The sequence below is a fragment of the Micromonospora sp. NPDC004551 genome (assembly GCF_040609975.1).
Lineage (GTDB): Bacteria > Actinomycetota > Actinomycetes > Mycobacteriales > Micromonosporaceae > Micromonospora.
Genome location: NZ_JBEXLM010000034.1, coordinates 46,927 through 64,884, shown reverse-complemented (window position 1 = coordinate 64,884; position 17,958 = coordinate 46,927). Strand labels below are relative to the sequence as shown.

Sequence of the window (17,958 nt, the reverse complement as noted above, 5' to 3'; positions counted from 1 at the left end):
GTTGCGCCGCCGGGCCCGGGCCCGGCGGCGCCGACGGACCGCGACGGCCGCGGCGGGCCTGGTGGTCCTGGTCGCGGTCACCGGCGGCGCCGTGCCGCTGCTCGTCGGCGACCACCGGCCGGCCGCACCGCTGGCCGCACCGTCACCGACCGTCCCGAGCGCGCCGCCGCCGACCCCCGCGCCGGCGCAGCGGCTGCTGCTGAGTGGCGAAGGCGCCACCGTGCGACCGCGCCGGGCCGGCCCGGAGATCGGCCTGGTCGGCGGCGTCGCGGACGAGCTGCGCAGCGACGGTTCGGTGGTCCGACACCGGGTCCCCGCCGGCTGGCAGGAGACCGTGGCGCTGCCCGACGGGCGGCTGGTCGGCCTCAAGCTCACCGACCTCATGCCCGGTACGCGGCGGACGGACGGCCCGGACGTGGCGGGCCTCTCGATCCGCCTCATGGTGCTGGGCGCGGACGACCGGGTCGACATCAGCCGGGAGGTCCGCATCAAGGGGCAGGGCCTGAAGCTGGCCGGCGCCGACGTGCGGTACGCCTACCTGGTTCGGGGCGGCGTGGGCCTGGTGTCCCACGACCTGACCACCGGCCGGGAGAAGACCCTGATCCGAGTGGCGACGAACGCCGACGGCGAGCTGCCGTTCCGCGAGGCCGACGTGACGGCCGGGCGCGTGGTGTCGGTGACCGGCCCGGCCGACATGACCCGCTGCCAGCTCGACGTTCGCCGGCTGGCCGACGGGAGTCGGCTGTCGCGGCTGACGGTGCCCGGGGACTGTGCCCCGTCAGTCCGGCTCTCCCCGGACGGCAGCCTCGTCGCAGTTCCCTACCGCCACCCGAACGGTCGGAACCTCGATTACCGGGTGGCAATCCTGGAAACCGCTACCGGGCAGCTCAGGGCCGACCGGCCGCTCGGAACGGCCAGCCCGGCCTACGGTCTGACGGGCGGCGGGACCTGGGGAGCCGCCTGGGTCGACGACGATACGGTGCGCGTGGCCTGGGCGCAGCTACCGGACCCGCCGCAGAAGGTCTACTCCGTGGCGGAGCTGGCCCGGGTGGTGACCGTCGGCGCTCAGTAGCGCTGGCGGAGCAGCTGGGCCGCCTCGACCGCCCAGTAGGTGAGGATGATCTGCGCGCCGGCCCGGCGGATCGAGGTGAGCGTCTCCAGGATCGTCCGCTCGCGGTCGATCCAGCCGTTCGCGGCGGCCGCCTCGACCATCGCGTACTCGCCGGAGACCTGGTAGGCGGCGACCGGGACGTCGACCGCGGCCCGGACGGCCGCCACCACGTCGAGGTAGGGCAGGGCCGGCTTGACCATGACCATGTCGGCGCCCTCGGCGACGTCCAGCTCGACCTCGCGTAGCGACTCCCGCAGGTTCGCCGGGTCCTGCTGGTAGGTGCGCCGGTCGCCCTCCAGGGCCGACTCGACGGCGTCGCGGAACGGGCCGTAGAAGGCCGAGGCGTACTTGACGGCGTAGGCGAGAACCGAGACGTCCTGGTGCCCGGCGGCGTCCAGGGCCCGGCGGACCGCGCCGACCTGGCCGTCCATCATCCCGGACGGCCCGACCGTGTGCACCCCGGCGTCGGCCTGGGCGACCGCCATCCGGGCGTACGCGGACAGGGTGGCGTCGTTGTCCACGGTGCCGTCGGGCGTGAGCAGGCCGCAGTGGCCGTGCGAGGTGAACTCGTCCAGGCAGAGGTCGCTCATCACGACGGTGGCGTCGCCGACCTCGGCGATCACGTCCCGGATGGCCACGTTGAGGATGCCGTCCGGGTCGATGCCGCCCGACCCGGACTCGTCCCGTGCCGCCGGCACCCCGAAGAGCATGATCCCGCCGACCCCGGCCTGGACCGCCTCGACGGCGGCCTTGCGCAGCGAGTCCCGGGAGTGCTGGAGCACTCCCGGGAGCGACGCCACGGCGCGCGGCTCGGTCAGCCCCTCCTTGACGAACATCGGCACGACCAGCTCGGCCGGGTCGACGCGGGTCTCGGAGACCAGCCGCCGCACGGCCGCGTTGCGGCGCAGCCGGCGGGGCCGGATCTCGGGGTACGACATGAGCGGCCTCCTGTCAGCGGAACCTCAGGGCGGTCGGCCCCTGCACCTTCGAGCCCCGGCGCTGCTTGGCCGGCATGGCGGCGAGCTTCTCGCGCAGCTCGACGGCGTAGGCGGCCAGCGCCTCCACCAGGTCGGGCACCGAGGCGTGCGGCGGCTGCACGTCGACCCGCAGGCCGAACTCCGTGGCGGTCTCCGCCGTCTTGGGCCCGATAACCGCAACAACGGTACGGGCGTGCGGCTTCCCGGCGATGCCGACCAGGTTCCGGACGGTCGAGGACGAGGTGAAGAGCACCGCGTCGAACCCACCCGACTTGATCGCGTCGCGGATCTCGGCGGGCGGCGGCGCGGCCCGGACGGTCCGGTACGCGGTCACGTCGTCGACCTCCCAGCCCCGCTCGGTGAGCCCGGCGGCCAGGGTCTCGGTGGCGATGTCGGCGCGCGGCAGCAGCACCCGGCCCACCGGGTCGAGGATCTCGTCGTGCGGCGAGAACTCGGCCAGCAGGCCCTCGGAGGACTGCTCCCCGGAGGGGATCAGCTCGGGCTGGATGCCGAAGGCGCGGACCGCCTCGGCGGTGGCCTCGCCGATGCAGGCGATCTTGACACCGCCGAAGTGGCGGGCGTCCAGGCCGTGCTCGCCGAACTTCTCCCAGACCGCCCGGACCGCGTTCACCGAGGTGAAGATCACCCAGGCGTACCGGCCGTCGACCAGGCCCTTGACGGCCCGCTCCATCTGGGCCGGGGTGCGGGGCGGCTCGACCGCGATGGTCGGCACCTCGCACGGGATCGCCCCGTACGCGCGCAGCCGCGCGCTCATGGCGCCGGCCTGCTCCTTGGTCCGGGGTACGAGCACCTTCCAGCCGTACAGCGGCCGGTTCTCCCACCAGCTCAGCTTGTCGCGGTCGGAGACGCCCGCGCCGACGGTGAGCACGACCCGGCCGGTGAAGCCGAGCGCCGCCGCGACGAAGGAGTCGACGGTCGACGTGGTGGTGTACTGCGTCTCGCCGGTGCCGTCGCCGGTCACCCCGACGGCGGTGGTGCCTTCCACCCCGGCGGCCAGCAGGCCGTCCCGGATGGCGGCCAGGTCACCGGCGTCCACCGCGATGGCCAGCGAACCGCGGGCCACGGCCGCGGCCAGCGCGTCGAAGTCCAGCGTGGTGACGTCCTCGACGTCGGCGGCGGTGCGGACCCCGGGCAGCGGCACGCCGGCGTAGGTGGCCACGCCCTCGGCCTGGCCGACGCCCGGCACCACCTCGAAGTGCGCGGCGGTACGCGCGACCGCCTGCACCTCCTTGACCACCGAGTCGTGGCCGAACGGGTCACCAGCGACCAGGTGCACGGCGTTCTGGCCGGACCGGGCCGCGGAGATCAGCACCTTCGCCACGTCCCCCGGCACACCCTCGGCGGGGCTGAACTCGGCGTCGGGCCTGGCCTGTGCGCGGACGTGCTCGAGCAGCGACTCGGGGACTCCCCGGTCGTACACCACCTGGTCGGCGTCGACCAGGGCGTCCAGCGCCCGGCGGGTCAGCAGGCCCGGGTCGCCGGGACCGGCCCCGACGAACGCGATCCGGCCTACGGGCTTACGGGTGCGGGTCATTCTGTGCTCCCAAATTGCTGGGTCCCCGGGCCGGCGTGTCCTTCTTGGCCGAGGATCGAGTCGGCGCCGAGTTCGAGGAGTTCGGCGGCGAGTGCCTTGCCGATCTCCGCCGCGTCGGCGGGCGTTCCGGTGCGGGACAGCCGGAGGTCACGGGTGCCGTCCGGGCTGATCACCGCCCCGCGCAGGTAGATCTCTTCACCGGCGTCCCCCTCGGCGAGTTCGCCGTAGGCGGCGACGGGTGCGCTGCACCCGGCCTCCAGGGTGGCCAGCAGTGCCCGCTCCGCGACGACCGCGGCACGGGACGGTGCGTGATCGAGCACGCCGAGCAGCTCGACCAGGTCCTGATCGTCGATCCGGCACTCCACGGCCAGCGCGCCCTGGGCGGGCGCGGGCAGCATCAGCATCGGATCGAGCGTCTCGGTGATCACGCCGGCCCGGCCGAGGCGGGTGAGCCCGGCCCGGGCCAGCACGACCGCGTCGAGGTCGGCGTCCGGGCCGAGCACCCGGCCCAGCCGGGTGTCGACGTTGCCCCGGATCGGGGTGACCTCCAGCTGCAGGCCGAGGGCGTGCAGCTGCGCGATGCGGCGCAGCGCGCCGGTGCCGACCCGTGCACCGGGCGGCAGCTCGGCGAGGGTGCGGCCGTCCCGGGCGACCAGCGCGTCCCGAGGATCCTGCCGGGGCGGCACGGCGGCGATGTGCAGGCCGGGCGCCCCCGCGGTGGGCAGGTCCTTGTACGAGTGGACGGCGAAGTCGATCTCCCGGGCGGCCAGCGCGTCGCGCAGCGCGGAGACGAAGACGCCGACGCCGAGCCGGTGCACCGGGGCCGTGGAGCGGTCGCCGGCGGTCACCACCTCGACCAGCTCGACCGGGCGGCCGGTGGCCGCGGTGAGCGCCTCGGCGACGTGGCCGGACTGGGCCATCGCGAGGGCGCTGCCCCGGGTGCCGAGGCGCAGGGGGGCGGTCATCGCGCACCTCCGGTGGGCGGGGTGGTGTCGGCCGGCAGGACGGTCTCCGCCTCCACCACGTCGGGGACGGTGTCGACCGGGGAGGTCTGCGGCACCTCGAGGTCGAACAGCTCGCGCAGCAGGGCGGCGTACTGGTCGCCGCCGGGCTCGGCCGCGAGCTGGCGGACCCGGACGGTGGGCTGGTGCAGCAGCCGCTGCACGACCCGGTGCACGGTGCGGGCGACCTCGGCGCGCTGGTCGTCGCTGAGGTCCGGACGGCGCTGGGCCAGCCTGCGCAGCTCGGCGGTGACCACGTCGTCGGCGCGCCCGCGCAGGGCCGCCACGGTGGGGGCGACGTCGGCGCCGCGCAGCCAGCTCAGGAACACCTCGACCTCGCCGGCCACGATCCGGGCCACCTCGGCGGCGTCGGTGGCGGCCGGGCCGTCGGCGAGGATCGCCGCCATCCGGTCGATGTCGATCACCTCGACGCCGGGCAGCTCGGCCACGCCCTCCTCGACGTCGCGCGGGACGGCCAGGTCGAGCAGGACCAGCGGGCCCCGCTCGGCGTCCCGGCGGGCCAGCGCCCGGGTCACCACGTCACGGCTGAGCACCGCCTCGGTGGCCGCGGTGGCGGCCACCACGACGTCCACTGTGGCGAGGGCGTCGACCAGCTCGGCCATCGGCACGGCGGTCGCGCCGTAGGACTCGGCCAGCCGGACGGCCCGCTCGGCGCCCCGGTTGGTCACGGTGAGCGGGCCGGCGCCCAGCCGGGAGAGGGTGGCCACGCCCAGCGAGCCCATCGCCCCCGCGCCGACCACCATGGCGGGCCGGCCGGTCAGGTCGCCGTCGAGCAGGCCGGCGGCCAGGTCGAGGGCGGCGGTGACCACGCTCTGCCCGGCCCGGTCGATGTTGGTCTCGGCGTGCGCCCGCTTGCCCACCCGCAGCGCCTGCTGCATCAGCTCGTGCAGCAGCCGGCCGGCGGAGTCGGCGCCGCTGGCCGAGTGGTAGGCGTCGCGGAGCTGGCCGAGGATCTGCGCCTCGCCGACCACCATCGAGTCCAGCCCGCTGGCCACCCGGAAGACGTGGTCCACGGCGGCGGCGTCGTAGTGCACGTAGAGGTGGGTGGCGAGCGACGCCGGCGGGGCCCCGGCCTGCTCGGCCAGGACCGCGCAGATGTCACCGAGGCCGCCGTGGAAGCCGGTGACGGCCGCGTACACCTCGACGCGGTTGCAGGTGGAGACGAGCACGGCCTCGGCGACGTACGGCTGAGCGACCAGGCGGTCCAGGGTGCGGGTGAGGTCCGCGGGCGGGACCGCCAGCTGCTCCAGCGTGGCGACCGGGGCGGTGCGGTAGGACGCGCCGACGACGAGCAGTTTCACGTGCCGATCGCCTCCTGGGTCTCGGTGGCGGCGAGCCCGCCGGGCAGGGCGGTCAGCGACGCCTTGCGGTGCTCGTGGAAGGAGAGGATCTGCAGCTCGATCGCGAGGTCGACCTTGCGCACGTCGACCCCCTCCGGAACCGAGAGTACGCACGGCGCGAAGTTGAGGATGCTCGTCACGCCGACGGCGACGAGCTGATCCGCGACCGCCTGGGCGGCCGGCGCCGGGGTGGCGATCACGCCGATCGAGATCGACTCCTCGACGGCGACCCGGGGCAGCTCGTCGACGTGCCGGACGACCAGCCCGTTGATCTCCTCGCCGACGCGGGACGGGTCGGCGTCGAGGAGCGCGGCGATGCGGAAGCCGCGGCTGGCGAAGCCGTCGTAGCCGGCCAGGGCGTGACCGAGGTTCCCCACGCCGACCAGCGCCACGGAGCGGCACTGGGTGAGGCCGAGCACCGACTCGATCTGGTCGATCAGCAGCGTGACGTCGTAGCCGACGCCGCGGGTGCCGTACGAGCCGAGGTGGGAGAGGTCCTTGCGGAGCTTCGCCGAGTTGACCCCGGCGGCGTTGGCCAGCCCCTCGCTGGAGACCGTCTCGTGGCCGGTGTCGGCGAGCGCGTGCAGGGCGCGGAGGTACTCCGGGAGCCGCGCGACGGTCGCCTCGGGCAGGTCCGGGAGCGCCGGTACGGCACCGGCGCGGCCGGGCGCGCCTGGGTGACGGTGCTGACTCATGAGACTCCGTGCGGTGCGATCCTCGACCAGCGACGGTGGCCGGTCGTTCCGGGACTCCCGCTGGCGACCGATGTTGCCGGCTGTGCTAGCAGGGCGCGTCGGAACTACAGAGTAGGCGCTTGTGAAGAGGTGCACAAATCGCGATCTTGCTCGGTCGCGACGCGCCACCACCTGCCCCTCCATTCCCACAAGATCGATAGACGGAGCTCCCTCGGCACCGCGTGGCGATTATTGCTCAATCCCGACTTCTCTGACCAATCGCGCGCGCTCGGTAGCGGTGTGTCACCGTCGGGAAGAGGCGCGGGTCACGTCCGGCGGTAGGGAGAACCCCACCCCGGAGAGACCCGTGCGCGGGATGGGTCGGGCCGGCCCCGGCCCATAGCCTCGGAGCATGACCGCCGTACCGCTGGGCACCGCGCCCGCCCCCACCACACCCGTCCGGGGACTCGTCCGCCAGCTCCTGCGCGACTCGGGCTACGTGCTCTTCGGCCTCCCGCTGGCGCTGGTCGGCTTCGTGCTGGCCGTGGCCGGGATCTCGCTCACCGCCGGTCTGCTGGTCACCACGCTCGGCCTGCCGGTCCTCGCCGGCACCCTGTACGCGGCCCGGGGGCTGGCCGACCTGGAGCGGCTGCGGCTGCCCGCCGTGCTGCGCCAGCCCCGGGTCCGCCCCGTCTACCTGGCGCCCGAGCGGGGCGCGGGCTTCTGGCGGCGGGTCCTGACCCCGATGCGCGACCCGCAGTCGTGGCTCGACCTGCTGCACGCCTTCGTCCGGCTGCTGGTGACCCTGCCCACGTTCGTGATCGTGCTGGTCTGGTGGGCGCTGGCGGTCGCCGGCACGCTCTACGGCGCGTACGACTGGGCCATCCCGCGCGGCCCCGACGACCAGGACCTGAGCCAGCTGCTCGGGATGGGCGACGGGGCCGGGGCGCGGGTCGCCCTGAACACCGCGATCGGGCTGTTCGCCCTGTTCACCCTGCCCCTGGTGGCCCGGGCCTGCGCCCGGATCCAGGCCGCCCTGGCCTACTCGCTGCTCACCGGGGTGGCCGAGATGCGGCAGCGGATCACCACGCTGGAGGAGCAGAAGCGGGCCGCCGCGTCCGCCGAGGCGTCCGCCCTGCGCCGGCTGGAGCGGGACATCCACGACGGCCCGCAGCAGCGCCTGGTCCGCCTCGCCATGGACCTGAGCCGGGCCCGCCAGCAGCTCGCTGCCGACCCGGAGGCGGCCCGGCGCACCCTGGACGAGGCGGTCAGCCAGACCCGGGAGACCCTCGACGAGCTGCGCGCACTGTCCCGCGGCATCGCCCCGCCGATCCTGGTCGACCGGGGCCTGCCCAGCGCGCTGGCCGCGCTCGCCGCCCGCGCCCTGGTGCCCACCGAACTGGTGGTCGACGACGAGCTGGGCACCGCCGCCGGGCGGCTCGACCCGGCGCTGGAGAGCACCGCCTACTTCGTGGTGGCCGAGGCGCTGACCAACGTCGCCAAGCACAGCCGGGCCGCCGCCTGCCGGGTAGAGGTGACCCGGAAGGTCGGCCGGCTGGAGATCACCGTGGTGGACGACGGGATCGGCGGCGCCCACCTGGCCAAGGGGCACGGGCTCAGCGGCATCGCCGACCGGGTCCGGGCCGCCGGCGGGACCCTGGAGGTGGCCAGCCCGACCGGCGGGCCGACCCGGATCCACGCGGAACTCCCCCGGTGACGGACAACGGCCATGATTTGGCCTCCGCGCCGCCGGGCGGCACTCCGGACCGGATGAAGGCCGCGCTGTGGGTCCAGGACGTGATAGACACCGGACCCATGCGGGTGGTGATCGCGGACGACGCCGTGCTGCTCCGGGAGGGGCTGGTTCGGCTGCTGACCGAGTCGGGACACGAGGTGGTGGCCGCCGTCGGTGACGGCGATGCCCTGGTCGAGGCGGTGGTGACGCACCGGCCGGACGTCTCGGTGGTGGACGTGCGGATGCCGCCGTCGCACACCGACGAGGGGCTGCGGGCGGCCGTGGAGGCCCGCCGGCGGGTGCCGCGTACGCCGGTCCTGGTGCTCTCCCAGTACGTCGAGGTGTCGTACGCCGACGACCTCCTCGCCACCACGGGCGGCGGGGCCGGCGGTGGCGGGATCGGCTACCTGCTCAAGGACCGGGTGGCCGCGATCGACGAGTTCCTGGACGCGCTGGCCCGGGTGGCGGCCGGCGGCACGGTGCTGGACCCGGAGGTGATCAGCCAGCTCCTGGTCCGCCGCCGCCGCAACGACCCGCTGGCGGAGCTGACCCCGCGCGAGCGCGAGGTGCTCGCCCTCATGGCCGAGGGTCGCTCCAACACCGCCATCGCCCGTGCCCTGGTGGTCAGCGACGGCGCCGTCGAGAAGCACGTCCGCAACATCTTCACCAAGCTGGACCTGCCCCCGGACGCCACGAACCACCACCGACGGGTCCTCGCGGTCCTCACCCACCTCCGCGCCTGAGGCGGCCGGCGGGATCAGAGCGTCTGCGCGAGGGTGACCGCCTCGGTGAGGGTGTCGGCCACCGGGTGGCCCGAACCGCGGAGGCGTGCGGGGTCGGAGAGGCCGCCGCTGTAGAGGACGCAGCGGGCGCCCACGGAGAGCGCGGCGTCGGCGTCGTCGAGGGAGTCACCGATGAGCACCACGTGCTGGCCGTCGAGGCCCAGCTCGGCGAGGTGCTTCTCCAGCCACTCCGCCTTCGGGCCGCCACCGACCGCGGCGCGCAGCCCGTCCACCCGGCTGAAGTGCGGGGTCAGCCCGTACGTGTGCACGGTGGGGACCAGCTCGTCGTGGAACCACATGGACAACAGCGACTGGCTGCCCGGCCAGGCGGCGATCGCGGCGGTGGCGTCGGCGGCCAGCGCGCAACCGGTCAGCCCCGCCCGGTACGCCTCGTGGAAGATCCGGTCGAGCCGGCCGAACGCCTCGTCGTCGATCGCCCGGCCGAGCATATCGGCGTAGTAGTCGGCGATCGGGCGACGGAACCGGACCCGGTGCTCGTCGGCGGTGACCGCCGGGCCGCCGGCGGTGGCGAAGGCGACGTTGGTGGCCCGCACCACCAGGTCGAGGTCGTCGAGGAGGGTTCCGTTCCAGTCCCACACCAGGTGGTGGCGCACAGCGGTCATCGGTGCACTGTAAGGGGCGGCTCAGAGCTGGGGCGTGGTCAGGTCCCGCAGCAGCCGGTCCTCCTCGACCCGCCAGTAGCCGTGCTCCTTGCCGTCGAGCAGCACCACGGGCAGCCGGTCGCCGTAGTCCCGCTCCAGTTCGAGGTCGCCCGTCACGTCCTTCTCGACCCAGCGGTCCCCGGTGACCGCCACCACCCGGTCGAGCGCCGCCTTCGCGTCCTCGCAGAGGTGGCAGCCGGGCCGGGTGATCAGGGTGAGGCGGGCGTCACTGGACATCGGGAACCTCCGTGCGGATCTCGGTCGGCGGCGCGGGTGCGGGCAGCGGGCGCGCCGCCGGGCGGAGCTCGGTCTTGCGTACCTTGCCGATCGCCGAGTGGGGCAGATCGTCCACGAACTCCACGACGGTCGGGCACTTGAACCGGGCCAGGTTACGCGCGCAGTGCCCGAGCAGTTCCTCCGCCGTCACGGTCGAGCCGGCCGCCCGCACCACGTACGCCCCGACAGTCTCGCCGGTCCGCGGGTGCGGCACCCCCAGGACGGCCGACTCGGCCACGCCGGGATGCGCCTGGAGCACCTGCTCCACCTCGTGCGGGTAGACGTTGAAGCCGTTGACCAGGATCAGCTCACCGAGACGGTCGACCAGGAAGAGGTCGCCGTCGGAGTCGGCGTACGCCACGTCGCCGGTGGCCCACCAGCCGTCCGGGTCCGGTCCGCCCCGCCCGTCCGGCCAGTAGCCGCCGAACAGGTTCTCGCCGCGCACCACGATCTGCCCCGGGTCGGTGCCGGCCGGGTCGTCGGAGAGGTCCAGCTCGTCGTCGTCCTCCTCGACGGCGGGCACCCCGTCGCGCCACAGCTCCGTGCCGTCCGCCCCGACCAGGCGCAGCTCGACGCCGGGCAGCGGGCGGCCGATCGAACCCGGCTTCGGCTCGCCGCCGACCAGGGTGGAGGTGAGCACCGGGGCGGTCTCGGTGAGCCCGTACCCGACGTGCACCGGGTGCCCGGTCACCTCGGTGAAGCGTGCCCCGGCGGCCGGCGGCAGCGGTGCCGCGCCGCACACCGCGATCCGCACCGAATCCAGCGCCCCGGGCCGGTCGCTCGCCGCGTCGGCCCAGGCCAGGAACATCGACGGTACGCCCACCAGCACGCTGACCCGGTGCCGGGCGATCTCGTCCAGCGCCCCCCTCGGGCCCGGCTCGTCGACCAGCACCCCGGTGGCGCCGTGGTGCACGACGGCACCGAGCCCGGAGTTCAGCCCGTACGCGTGGAACAGCGGCAGGGCGAGCAGCACGGTGTCGTCGGGGCCGACCACCGACGGGTCGATCCGGTCGACCTGGGCGTGGTTGGCGGCCAGGGCCCGGTGCGACAGCATGGCGCCCTTGGGCCGGCCCTCGGTGCCGGAGGTGTAGAGCAGGACGGCGAGGTCGTCGCCGCCCCGCGCCGGGAACCCGGTCGCCTCGTCACCGTCGGTGACCGGCGGGGCCGTGTGCACCGCGGTGAGCGCGGGCAGGTCGCCAGTGTCCACCCGGCCGGCGACCTCCGGCGCGGCGACCAGCAGGGCGGCCCCGGAGTCGGTGAGCACGTGCCGCATCTCGCGGGCCGTGAAGCCCGGGTTGACCGGCACGGCCACCAGGCCGGCCCGGAGCACGGCCAGGTAGGTGACCACGAAGTCCGGGGTGTTGCCGAAGGCGATCGCCACGCGGGCCGGCGAGTCGTCCGGGGCGGGCGGTGGCGCCGCCGCGGCCAGGGCCCGGGCGGTCGCGGTCACCGAGGTGTCCAGAGCCGACCAGGTCAGCGTCCGGTCGCGCCAGTGCAGCGCGGGACGGTCACCGTGGACGGCGGCCGCCCGGCGGAGCCGGTCGGCGAGGTTCGGCGCGGAGCTGTGGGCTGCGTCCTGCACGGTGGCTGAGTCTGGCACAGCCGCGTCCGCCCGGCCACGCCCGAACGCCGGAGCAGCGTCCCCTGGATGGGACTGTCCACCCCGCCACTCGCGACTCCCGAAGGTGGGACGGCGACCTCCACCGGTCGGCGGAGGGGGTCCTCCGGGCAGCCGGAACCGTCCCGGCCGGGCCGCCGCCGCGACACGCCGGTGACGCAAGGAAATTGGCTCCGACCAGGACTTTCCACTCCGGACCAGGTAGCGGCGCGAAAGTCAACCACAGGCGACGGACAAGGGGTCCGCCATGTGTGCGACGCGAGCGGAAATACTTCCGCTCTGTGTAACGGACTTGCCACGCGCGGGTGACGTTGGCCCTATCATCACTCGGGTCGGCTCACCCCATTTGCCGTGAGTCGACACCCCTCAGCCCGAGGAGGCCCCCGTGCCTGTGAGCGCATTGGACCAGCACCTCAAGCGGACGTGCCGCCCGTCGGCCCGTCCCGGAACCGCCGCGCCCGGCCGGGGCGTACCCGGTCCCGCCGCGACGCCGCGGCGACCGGTGCGGCCCTGCCCCGCCTGGATCGGGGAGGTGCGGTGACCACCTTCGGCTACGCGGAGCGGCCGGCCGGGGTGGCCGGCCCGACCCAGCGCACACCCGTCAACGAGCGCCTGGAGCCCGCTCCACGAGCCGCCGACGGGATGCGTGGTCTCGCCGTGCGCGGTGAGGGGCGGCGCGTCCGCAACCGCACGCACCACAACGAGGCGCCGGCGCGCCCGGCGGTGCCGGGCGGCAACGCGAAGTCGGCCACCGGCCGGCTCGGCGCCCCGTCCCGGCCGACCATGCCGGCCCAGGGGCGGCGCGGCGACGCCGCCGCCAACAGCGAGCCCTCGGCCGCCGAGACCGCCGTGCTGCCCGCAGTGGGCGCCGGCGACACGGCGGTGTTGCCGGCCGTCCCGGCCACCGCCGCCCCGGCCACCGGCTTCCCGAGCCGCCCCGACCCGTCCGACCCGGCCACCGAGGTCTGGGCGCTGGTCGAGCGGGCGCAGGCCGGCGAGGCCGAGGCGTTCGGCCTGATCTACGACCGGTACGTCGACACCGTCTTCCGGTTCGTCTACTTCCGGGTCGGCAACCGCCAACTCGCCGAGGACCTCACCTCGGACACGTTCCTGCGGGCGCTCAAGCGGATCGGCAGCTTCACCTGGCAGGGCCGCGACCTTGGCGCCTGGCTGGTCACCATCGCCCGCAACCTGGTCGCCGACCACTTCAAGTCCGGCCGCTACCGGCTGGAGGTGACCACCGGCGACGTGCTCGACGCCGATCGGGAGGACCGGGGGCCCGAGGGCAGCCCGGAGGCCGCGGTGGTCGAGCACATCACCAACGTCGCCCTGCTCACCGCCGTGAAGCAGCTCAACCCGGAACAGCAGGAGTGCATCGTGCTCCGCTTCCTCCAGGGCTTCTCGGTGGCCGAGACGGCCCGCGCCATGGGCAAGAACGAGGGTGCCATCAAGGCCTTGCAGTACCGGGCCGTCCGGGCGTTGGCCCGGCTGCTGCCCGACGGTTTCCAGCCCTGACCCGACCTGTCCCACCCGCCCGGCGACCTCGTCCGGGCGCGGGTGAACGCACCCTCCGCACCCCGTGACCGCGATCACTCTTGGTAATTTCGACACCGACCGGGCCGTAACCGGCGACCGGCGCGAACCGTTTCTCCGGGTGCGACCAGTGGTTGTCCCGGCGTCCCCCGGGCCACCCGGTCCGGCGGGTCAGGTCGGCCGTCCCGGTCGATCCTCGACGTCACGCTGCCACCGGTCGCCGGTGACGACGACGGCCAGCGCGGCCGTGACCAGCGAGAGGGGGTGCCCGCGGTGGACAGCGACCTCTTCTCCCGCCGGCGTGCCGAGCGCTTCGCGCAACTCCTCGACGAGGCCAACGGCGGCCGGCGGCACCACGTGCGGTCCCGGTCCGACGACGAACTCACGGCGCTCGTCGCGGTGAGCCGGCGACTCACCGCCGACCGGCCCGACGTCGAGGTGGACGGCGAGTTCCGCACCGGGCTGCGGGCCATGCTCGTCGCCACGGCCGAGCGCGAGGGCGTCGCCGCCCCGGCGAAGACCGGCCGCAGCTCCCTGCTGCCGGCGATGACCGGCCGGCGGGCCCGGGCACGGGGCGCGATCCTGGTCGGCGTGGCCGCCGGCGCGGTCGCCCTCTCCGGCATCTCCGCCGCCAGCGAGAACGCGCTGCCCGGCGACGCCCTCTACGGCATGAAGCGCTCGACCGAGCGCGCCCAGCTCGCCCTGGCCAGCTCCGACATCAGCCGGGGCCAGCTCTTCCTCGACTTCGCCCGCACCCGGCTCGACGAGGCCGCCACGGTCCGCGACGACCGGCTGGGCTTCAGCGCCGTGCTCGACGACATGGACGCCGACACCCGCCAGGGCGTACGCCTGCTGACGACGGTGGCCGCGCAGCGCTCCGACCCGGCGGCGCTGGACGCCGTCGACACGTTCCTCGGCGGCCAGCGCCGCGCGGTGAGCGGGCTGCTCGACCGGTCGGACCACGCCGACCGGGACCGCACCCGCCGCTCGCTGGCCCTGCTCGACGCGGCCGGCCGGCGCGCCGACGCGCTCCGCGAGGCGATCGCCTGCGGGCTGCCCGCCCCGGCGGCCAGCGACGCGCTCGGGCCCGCGCCGACCACCTGCCCCGGCGACCGCTGAACTCGGGCGGAAGAGCCGTCCTCGCCACACTTCTCCCGCCGGACACCCGTCCGTCACATCCCCCCGGATAGGCTCGGATGGGCGTACGCGGTTGTCGAGGGGAGGTCGTCGTGACCCGGAGCCGGAAGGTGACGGTCAGCACCGACGTCCACGGGCACACCGCCGGCTGGTCGGAGACCCCGGAGGCACCCCCGGCCACCACCACGCCGGATCCGACGGCCGCCGCCTTCTTCGACGTGGACAACACGATGATGCAGGGCGCCTCGATCTACTGGTTCGCCCGCGGACTGGCCGCCCGGAAATACTTCACCACCGGTGACCTGGCCCGGTTCGCCTGGCAGCAGGCGAGGTTCCGGCTGCTCGCCACCGAGCACGCCGGGGACATGTCGCAGGCCAAGGAGGCGGCGCTCGCCTTCATCCAGGGCTGGCGGGTCGACGACGTCGAACGCCTGACCGAGGAGATCTTCGACGAGCTGATGGCGCCACGCATCTGGGCGGGCACCCGCAAGCTGGCCCAGCGGCACCTCGACGCGGGCGAGCGGGTCTGGCTGGTCAGCGCCGCCCCCGTCGAGATCGGCCGGGTCATCGCGACCCGGCTCGGCCTGACCGGGGCGATCGGCACGGTGGCCGAGGTGGTCGACGGGGCCTACACCGGGCGGCTGGTCGGCGAGCTGATGCACGGGCCGGCCAAGGCCGAGGCGATCACCCAGCTCGCCGCGGTGGAGGGGCTGGAGCTGAGCCGCTGCGCGGCCTACAGCGACTCCGCCAACGACCTGCCGATGCTCTCCACGGTGGGGCGCCCGGTTGCCGTCAACCCGGATCCGGCGCTGCTCCGGCGGGCGCGCGAGCGAGGCTGGGACGTCCGCGACTTCCGCACCGGGCGGCGGGCCGTGAAGATCGCCGTGCCGTCCACGGCCGCCGCGGGGCTGCTCGCCGGCGCGGTCACGGCCGGGCTGGCCCTGCACCGCCGCCGCCAGCGCGTCGACTGACGCCGCGCCGGGTCAGGGGCCGAACGGGTCCGGGCGGCGTTCGAGAAGCCGGTGCAGGGTCTGCTGGATGGTCTCCCGCACCTGGTCGGCGAGGTTGAACACGACCAGCGGATCGTCGGCCGAATCACGCAGGTGCGCCGTGGGGATCGGCGGGCAGAACTCGATCAGCCACTTGCTCGGCAGCGGCACCATGCCCAGCGGCCCCAGCCAGGGGAAGGTCGGCGTGACCGGGAAGTAGGGCAGCTTGAGCAGCCGCGCCAGCGGCTTGATGTCGGCGAGCATCGGATAGATCTCCTCGCCGCCGACGATCGCCACCGGCACGATCGGCGTGCCGGTGCGCAACGCCGCCGAGACGAAGCCGCCCCGCCCGAAGCGCTGGAGCTTGTAGCGGTCGGCGTAGAGCTTGCCGACCCCCTTGAAGCCCTCGGGGAAGACGCCGACCAGCTCACCGTTGCCGAGCAGCCGTTCCGCGTCGGGATTGCAGGCCACCGTACCGCCGGTCTTGCGGGCGATCTCGGAGACCACGGGCATCCGGAAGACCAGGTCCGCGCCGAGCAGCCGCAGGTAGCGGCGGGCCGGGTGGCGGTCGTGCAGCGCGGTGGCGAGCACCAGCGCGTCCAGCGCCACCGTGCCGGAGTGGTTGCCCACCACCAGGCCGGCCCCCTCGGCGGGGATGTGCTCGACGCCGCTGACCTCGGTGCGGAACCAGTCGCGGTAGAGCAGCCGGACCAGCGGGTGGAAGACGGCGTCGGTGAGGTCCGGGTCGAAGCCGAACTCGTCCACCTCGTAGTCGCCGGCCAGCCGCCGCCGCAGGAAGGCGAGCCCCTTCGCGACCTTCCGGTCCCAGTGGTCCCCCGGCCGGTCCGCCACCGCCGGCCCGGGCGCGGTCGCGTCGCCAGGGCGCTCGCCGGCGCCGGCCGGCTCGGCCGCCTTCTTCGCGACCGCCTTCTTCGCGACGGCCTTCTTCGCCATGGGCTTCTTCGGAGCCTCGCCCGGCGCCTCCGTCCGCGGGGCGGGCGCCGGCTCGTCCGTCGAGGTGTCCGGCTCGTCGCCGACCGCCGGCGCCGCCTTCATCGTCGGCTCGGCGGCGGCCGCCGCGGCCCGCCGGTGCCCGTTGCGCCGCGCCGGCTCCGCGTCCGGCCCGGGCACGGTCAGCGGTACGTCGTAGCGCGCCTCGCCCCGCTCGTCGGCCCCGCTCACGAGCGCTCCCGCACGGCGGCCCGGACCTGCCGGATGCCCTCCAGCACCAACTGCTCGGCCGTGGCGAGCTGGTCCCGGGTCACCACCACGCCGCCGTGGTGGGCGCGGATGAAGTCGTCGAAGGCGGCCGCGGTCGAGCGGGGCGTGAAGCCGTACTCGTGCTCCAGCCGGGTGGTGTCCACCACCCGACCGTGCACGAAGAGGTCGACCTGGTCCAACCCGTAGCGGCCGAAGCCCATGCTGCGGGCGACGGCGGCCACCCCGGCGAGGCCCGGCTCCAGCACCGGCACGGCGACCCGGCCGGCCCGGCGGATGGCCTGGGACAGCGAGAGCACCCCCGGCCCGGCGACGTTGTAGGTCCCGGCGTGCTCCTCGGCGACCGACCGGTGCAGCACCTCGAGGGCGTCGTCGAAGTGGACGAACTGCAAGCGTGGGTCGCGCCCGAAGACGGTGGGCACCACCGGCTGGGCGAAGTAGCGGGTGAGCGTGGTGTCGGCGGTCGAACCGATGAACGGCGCGAAGCGCAGCACGGTCGCGGTGACGTCGGGCCGGCGGCGGCGGAACCCGCGGACGTACCCCTCGATGTCGAGGATGTCGCGGCCGAAACCGCCGCGCGGCACCTCGCGCGGCTCGGTCTCCTCGGTGAAGACGGCCGGGTCCCGGAACGACACCCCGTAGGCGGCGGTGGACGAGCGGACCACGAGCTTGCGCAGCCGGGGCGCCCGCTGACAGGCGGCGAGGAGCTGCATGGTGCCGATGACGTTCTGTTCCTTCATCGCCGCTCGGCCGCCCTGCTGAGGGTCGGGGGCGGTGACCAGCGCCAGGTGCACCACGGCGTCGACGTCGAGGTCGACGAGGAGGCCGCCGAGGGAGTCGAGATCGAGACGGACCCGCTCGACGCCGGACAGCAGGTCGGCGAGTTCGGGATTGGGGCTCGCCGGGTCGACCCCGATGACGCGGTCGATACGCGGATCGGCGGCGAGCCGGGCGGCGACGTGCGCGCCGAGATAGCGGCCGACCCCGGTCACGACGACGACCCCCGGAGCACCTGGGGTGCCACCGGGGGTCATGCCGTGCGCCTCGTCCGGCAGGCGGGATCGAGCCGGGACATCCACGGCCTGATCACCTGAGCCTCCGGGGGTCGACAGAAGGCAAGTGGTGCCGGGTGCCGGGCCGGAGCCCGGCCCCGGTCACTTGCCGAGACGGCGACGCTGGACGCGGGTCTTGCGCAGCAGCTTGCGGTGCTTCTTCTTAGCCATGCGCTTGCGGCGCTTCTTGACCACCGAGCCCATACGACAGCCTTTCGATGCAACGTGCGGGGCGGACCGGCAGACACCACGGGGGGTGGTGTCGGTGACCGCTTGC

Annotated in this window: 16 protein-coding genes and 1 pseudogene; 6 read left to right on the top strand and 11 right to left on the bottom strand. The window is 74.7% G+C overall.

Annotated elements, in window-relative coordinates; all coding sequences use genetic code 11:
- Positions 1–1,072 (top strand): annotated as a pseudogene (locus ABZW14_RS29310) (hypothetical protein); the annotation flags it as partial.
- Here ABZW14_RS29310 and hemB read toward each other — a convergent pair.
- From hemB to ABZW14_RS29285, 5 genes are read right to left on the bottom strand one after another with little or no spacing between them, the layout of a single operon-like run.
- On the bottom strand, positions 1,066–2,049 hold the full coding sequence (gene hemB, locus ABZW14_RS29305) for a porphobilinogen synthase (protein ID WP_355352685.1): 984 nt from the start codon (positions 2,047–2,049) through the stop codon (positions 1,066–1,068). The pseudogene ABZW14_RS29310 and the gene hemB overlap by 7 nt on opposite strands.
- A 13-nt stretch (positions 2,050–2,062) precedes the next feature.
- Positions 2,063–3,643, bottom strand: coding sequence for a uroporphyrinogen-III synthase (locus tag ABZW14_RS29300; RefSeq protein WP_355352682.1), 1,581 nt, complete (start codon positions 3,641–3,643; stop codon positions 2,063–2,065).
- The gene (gene hemC / locus ABZW14_RS29295; RefSeq protein WP_355352679.1) at positions 3,640–4,608 is read right to left on the bottom strand and encodes a hydroxymethylbilane synthase; all 969 of its coding nucleotides are present in this window, start codon (positions 4,606–4,608) and stop codon (positions 3,640–3,642) included. Before hemC ends, ABZW14_RS29300 begins: the two co-directional genes overlap by 4 nt.
- Positions 4,605–5,966, bottom strand: coding sequence for a glutamyl-tRNA reductase (locus ABZW14_RS29290; RefSeq protein WP_355352676.1), 1,362 nt, complete (start codon positions 5,964–5,966; stop codon positions 4,605–4,607). Before ABZW14_RS29290 ends, hemC begins: the two co-directional genes overlap by 4 nt.
- Entirely contained in the window at positions 5,963–6,700 is a 738-nt protein-coding gene (locus ABZW14_RS29285) for a redox-sensing transcriptional repressor Rex (protein WP_355352673.1), read from the bottom strand. The genes ABZW14_RS29290 and ABZW14_RS29285 overlap by 4 nt, the downstream gene beginning before the upstream one ends.
- A gap of 391 nt (positions 6,701–7,091) precedes the next feature.
- Here ABZW14_RS29285 and ABZW14_RS29280 point away from each other — a divergent pair, with 391 nt between their 5' ends.
- Together ABZW14_RS29280 and ABZW14_RS29275 are read left to right on the top strand one after the other, a co-directional pair.
- On the top strand, positions 7,092–8,396 hold the full coding sequence (locus ABZW14_RS29280; RefSeq protein ID WP_355352670.1) for a sensor domain-containing protein: 1,305 nt from the start codon (positions 7,092–7,094) through the stop codon (positions 8,394–8,396).
- A gap of 98 nt (positions 8,397–8,494) precedes the next feature.
- Entirely contained in the window at positions 8,495–9,157 is a 663-nt protein-coding gene (locus ABZW14_RS29275; RefSeq protein WP_355352697.1) for a response regulator transcription factor, read from the top strand.
- A gap of 14 nt (positions 9,158–9,171) precedes the next feature.
- Here ABZW14_RS29275 and ABZW14_RS29270 read toward each other — a convergent pair whose 3' ends face one another.
- The 3 genes from ABZW14_RS29270 to ABZW14_RS29260 are packed head-to-tail and all read right to left on the bottom strand — an operon-like array spanning position 9,172 to position 11,716.
- Positions 9,172–9,819, bottom strand: coding sequence for an HAD hydrolase-like protein (locus tag ABZW14_RS29270; RefSeq protein WP_355352667.1), 648 nt, complete (start codon positions 9,817–9,819; stop codon positions 9,172–9,174).
- Between the two features lie 21 nt (positions 9,820–9,840).
- Complete coding sequence (locus ABZW14_RS29265; protein ID WP_355352664.1) at positions 9,841–10,095, bottom strand: glutaredoxin family protein; 255 nt, start codon at positions 10,093–10,095, stop codon at positions 9,841–9,843.
- Positions 10,085–11,716: an AMP-binding protein gene (locus tag ABZW14_RS29260; RefSeq protein WP_355352661.1), complete on the bottom strand. Its 1,632-nt coding sequence runs from the start codon at positions 11,714–11,716 to the stop codon at positions 10,085–10,087. Before ABZW14_RS29260 ends, ABZW14_RS29265 begins: the two co-directional genes overlap by 11 nt.
- Before the next feature lie 573 nt (positions 11,717–12,289).
- Between ABZW14_RS29260 and ABZW14_RS29255 the strand changes: the two genes are divergently transcribed.
- From ABZW14_RS29255 to ABZW14_RS29245, 3 genes are all read left to right on the top strand, one after another.
- Positions 12,290–13,267 carry an ECF subfamily RNA polymerase sigma factor, BldN family gene (locus ABZW14_RS29255; protein ID WP_355352658.1) on the top strand — a complete coding sequence of 326 codons (978 nt, stop codon included), beginning with the start codon at positions 12,290–12,292 and terminating at the stop codon, positions 13,265–13,267.
- A gap of 291 nt (positions 13,268–13,558) precedes the next feature.
- Positions 13,559–14,404: a DUF5667 domain-containing protein gene (locus ABZW14_RS29250; protein WP_355352655.1), complete on the top strand. Its 846-nt coding sequence runs from the start codon at positions 13,559–13,561 to the stop codon at positions 14,402–14,404.
- A 77-nt stretch (positions 14,405–14,481) separates the two neighbouring features.
- Complete coding sequence (locus ABZW14_RS29245; protein ID WP_355352652.1) at positions 14,482–15,393, top strand: HAD-IB family hydrolase; 912 nt, start codon at positions 14,482–14,484, stop codon at positions 15,391–15,393.
- A 12-nt stretch (positions 15,394–15,405) separates the two neighbouring features.
- Here the strand turns inward: ABZW14_RS29245 and ABZW14_RS29240 are convergent, their stop codons facing one another.
- The 3 genes from ABZW14_RS29240 to ABZW14_RS29230 form a co-directional block, all read right to left on the bottom strand.
- The gene (locus ABZW14_RS29240) at positions 15,406–16,263 is read right to left on the bottom strand and encodes a lysophospholipid acyltransferase family protein (protein ID WP_355352694.1); all 858 of its coding nucleotides are present in this window, start codon (positions 16,261–16,263) and stop codon (positions 15,406–15,408) included.
- 326 nt (positions 16,264–16,589) lie between these two features.
- The gene (locus ABZW14_RS29235) at positions 16,590–17,663 is read right to left on the bottom strand and encodes an NAD-dependent epimerase/dehydratase family protein (RefSeq protein ID WP_355352691.1); all 1,074 of its coding nucleotides are present in this window, start codon (positions 17,661–17,663) and stop codon (positions 16,590–16,592) included.
- Positions 17,664–17,783: 120 nt separating this feature from the next.
- On the bottom strand, positions 17,784–17,885 hold the full coding sequence (locus tag ABZW14_RS29230) for an AURKAIP1/COX24 domain-containing protein (RefSeq protein ID WP_007465623.1): 102 nt from the start codon (positions 17,883–17,885) through the stop codon (positions 17,784–17,786).
- Positions 17,886–17,958: the final 73 nt, after the last annotated feature.

Excerpts from the sequence above, each read along its gene's own strand:
- hemB (WP_355352685.1), bottom strand. The coding sequence starts at position 2,049 with ATGTCGTACCCCGAGATCCGGCCCCGCCGGCTGCGCCGCAACGCGGCC.
- ABZW14_RS29300 (WP_355352682.1), bottom strand. The coding sequence starts at position 3,643 with ATGACCCGCACCCGTAAGCCCGTAGGCCGGATCGCGTTCGTCGGGGCC.
- hemC (WP_355352679.1), bottom strand. The coding sequence starts at position 4,608 with ATGACCGCCCCCCTGCGCCTCGGCACCCGGGGCAGCGCCCTCGCGATG.
- ABZW14_RS29285 (WP_355352673.1), bottom strand. The coding sequence starts at position 6,700 with ATGAGTCAGCACCGTCACCCAGGCGCGCCCGGCCGCGCCGGTGCCGTA.
- ABZW14_RS29280 (WP_355352670.1), top strand. The coding sequence starts at position 7,092 with ATGACCGCCGTACCGCTGGGCACCGCGCCCGCCCCCACCACACCCGTC.
- ABZW14_RS29275 (WP_355352697.1), top strand. The coding sequence starts at position 8,495 with ATGCGGGTGGTGATCGCGGACGACGCCGTGCTGCTCCGGGAGGGGCTG.
- ABZW14_RS29270 (WP_355352667.1), bottom strand. The coding sequence starts at position 9,819 with ATGACCGCTGTGCGCCACCACCTGGTGTGGGACTGGAACGGAACCCTC.
- ABZW14_RS29265 (WP_355352664.1), bottom strand. The coding sequence starts at position 10,095 with ATGTCCAGTGACGCCCGCCTCACCCTGATCACCCGGCCCGGCTGCCAC.
- ABZW14_RS29245 (WP_355352652.1), top strand. The coding sequence starts at position 14,482 with ATGGGCGTACGCGGTTGTCGAGGGGAGGTCGTCGTGACCCGGAGCCGG.
- ABZW14_RS29235 (WP_355352691.1), bottom strand. The coding sequence starts at position 17,663 with ATGACCCCCGGTGGCACCCCAGGTGCTCCGGGGGTCGTCGTCGTGACC.
- ABZW14_RS29230 (WP_007465623.1), bottom strand. The coding sequence starts at position 17,885 with ATGGGCTCGGTGGTCAAGAAGCGCCGCAAGCGCATGGCTAAGAAGAAG.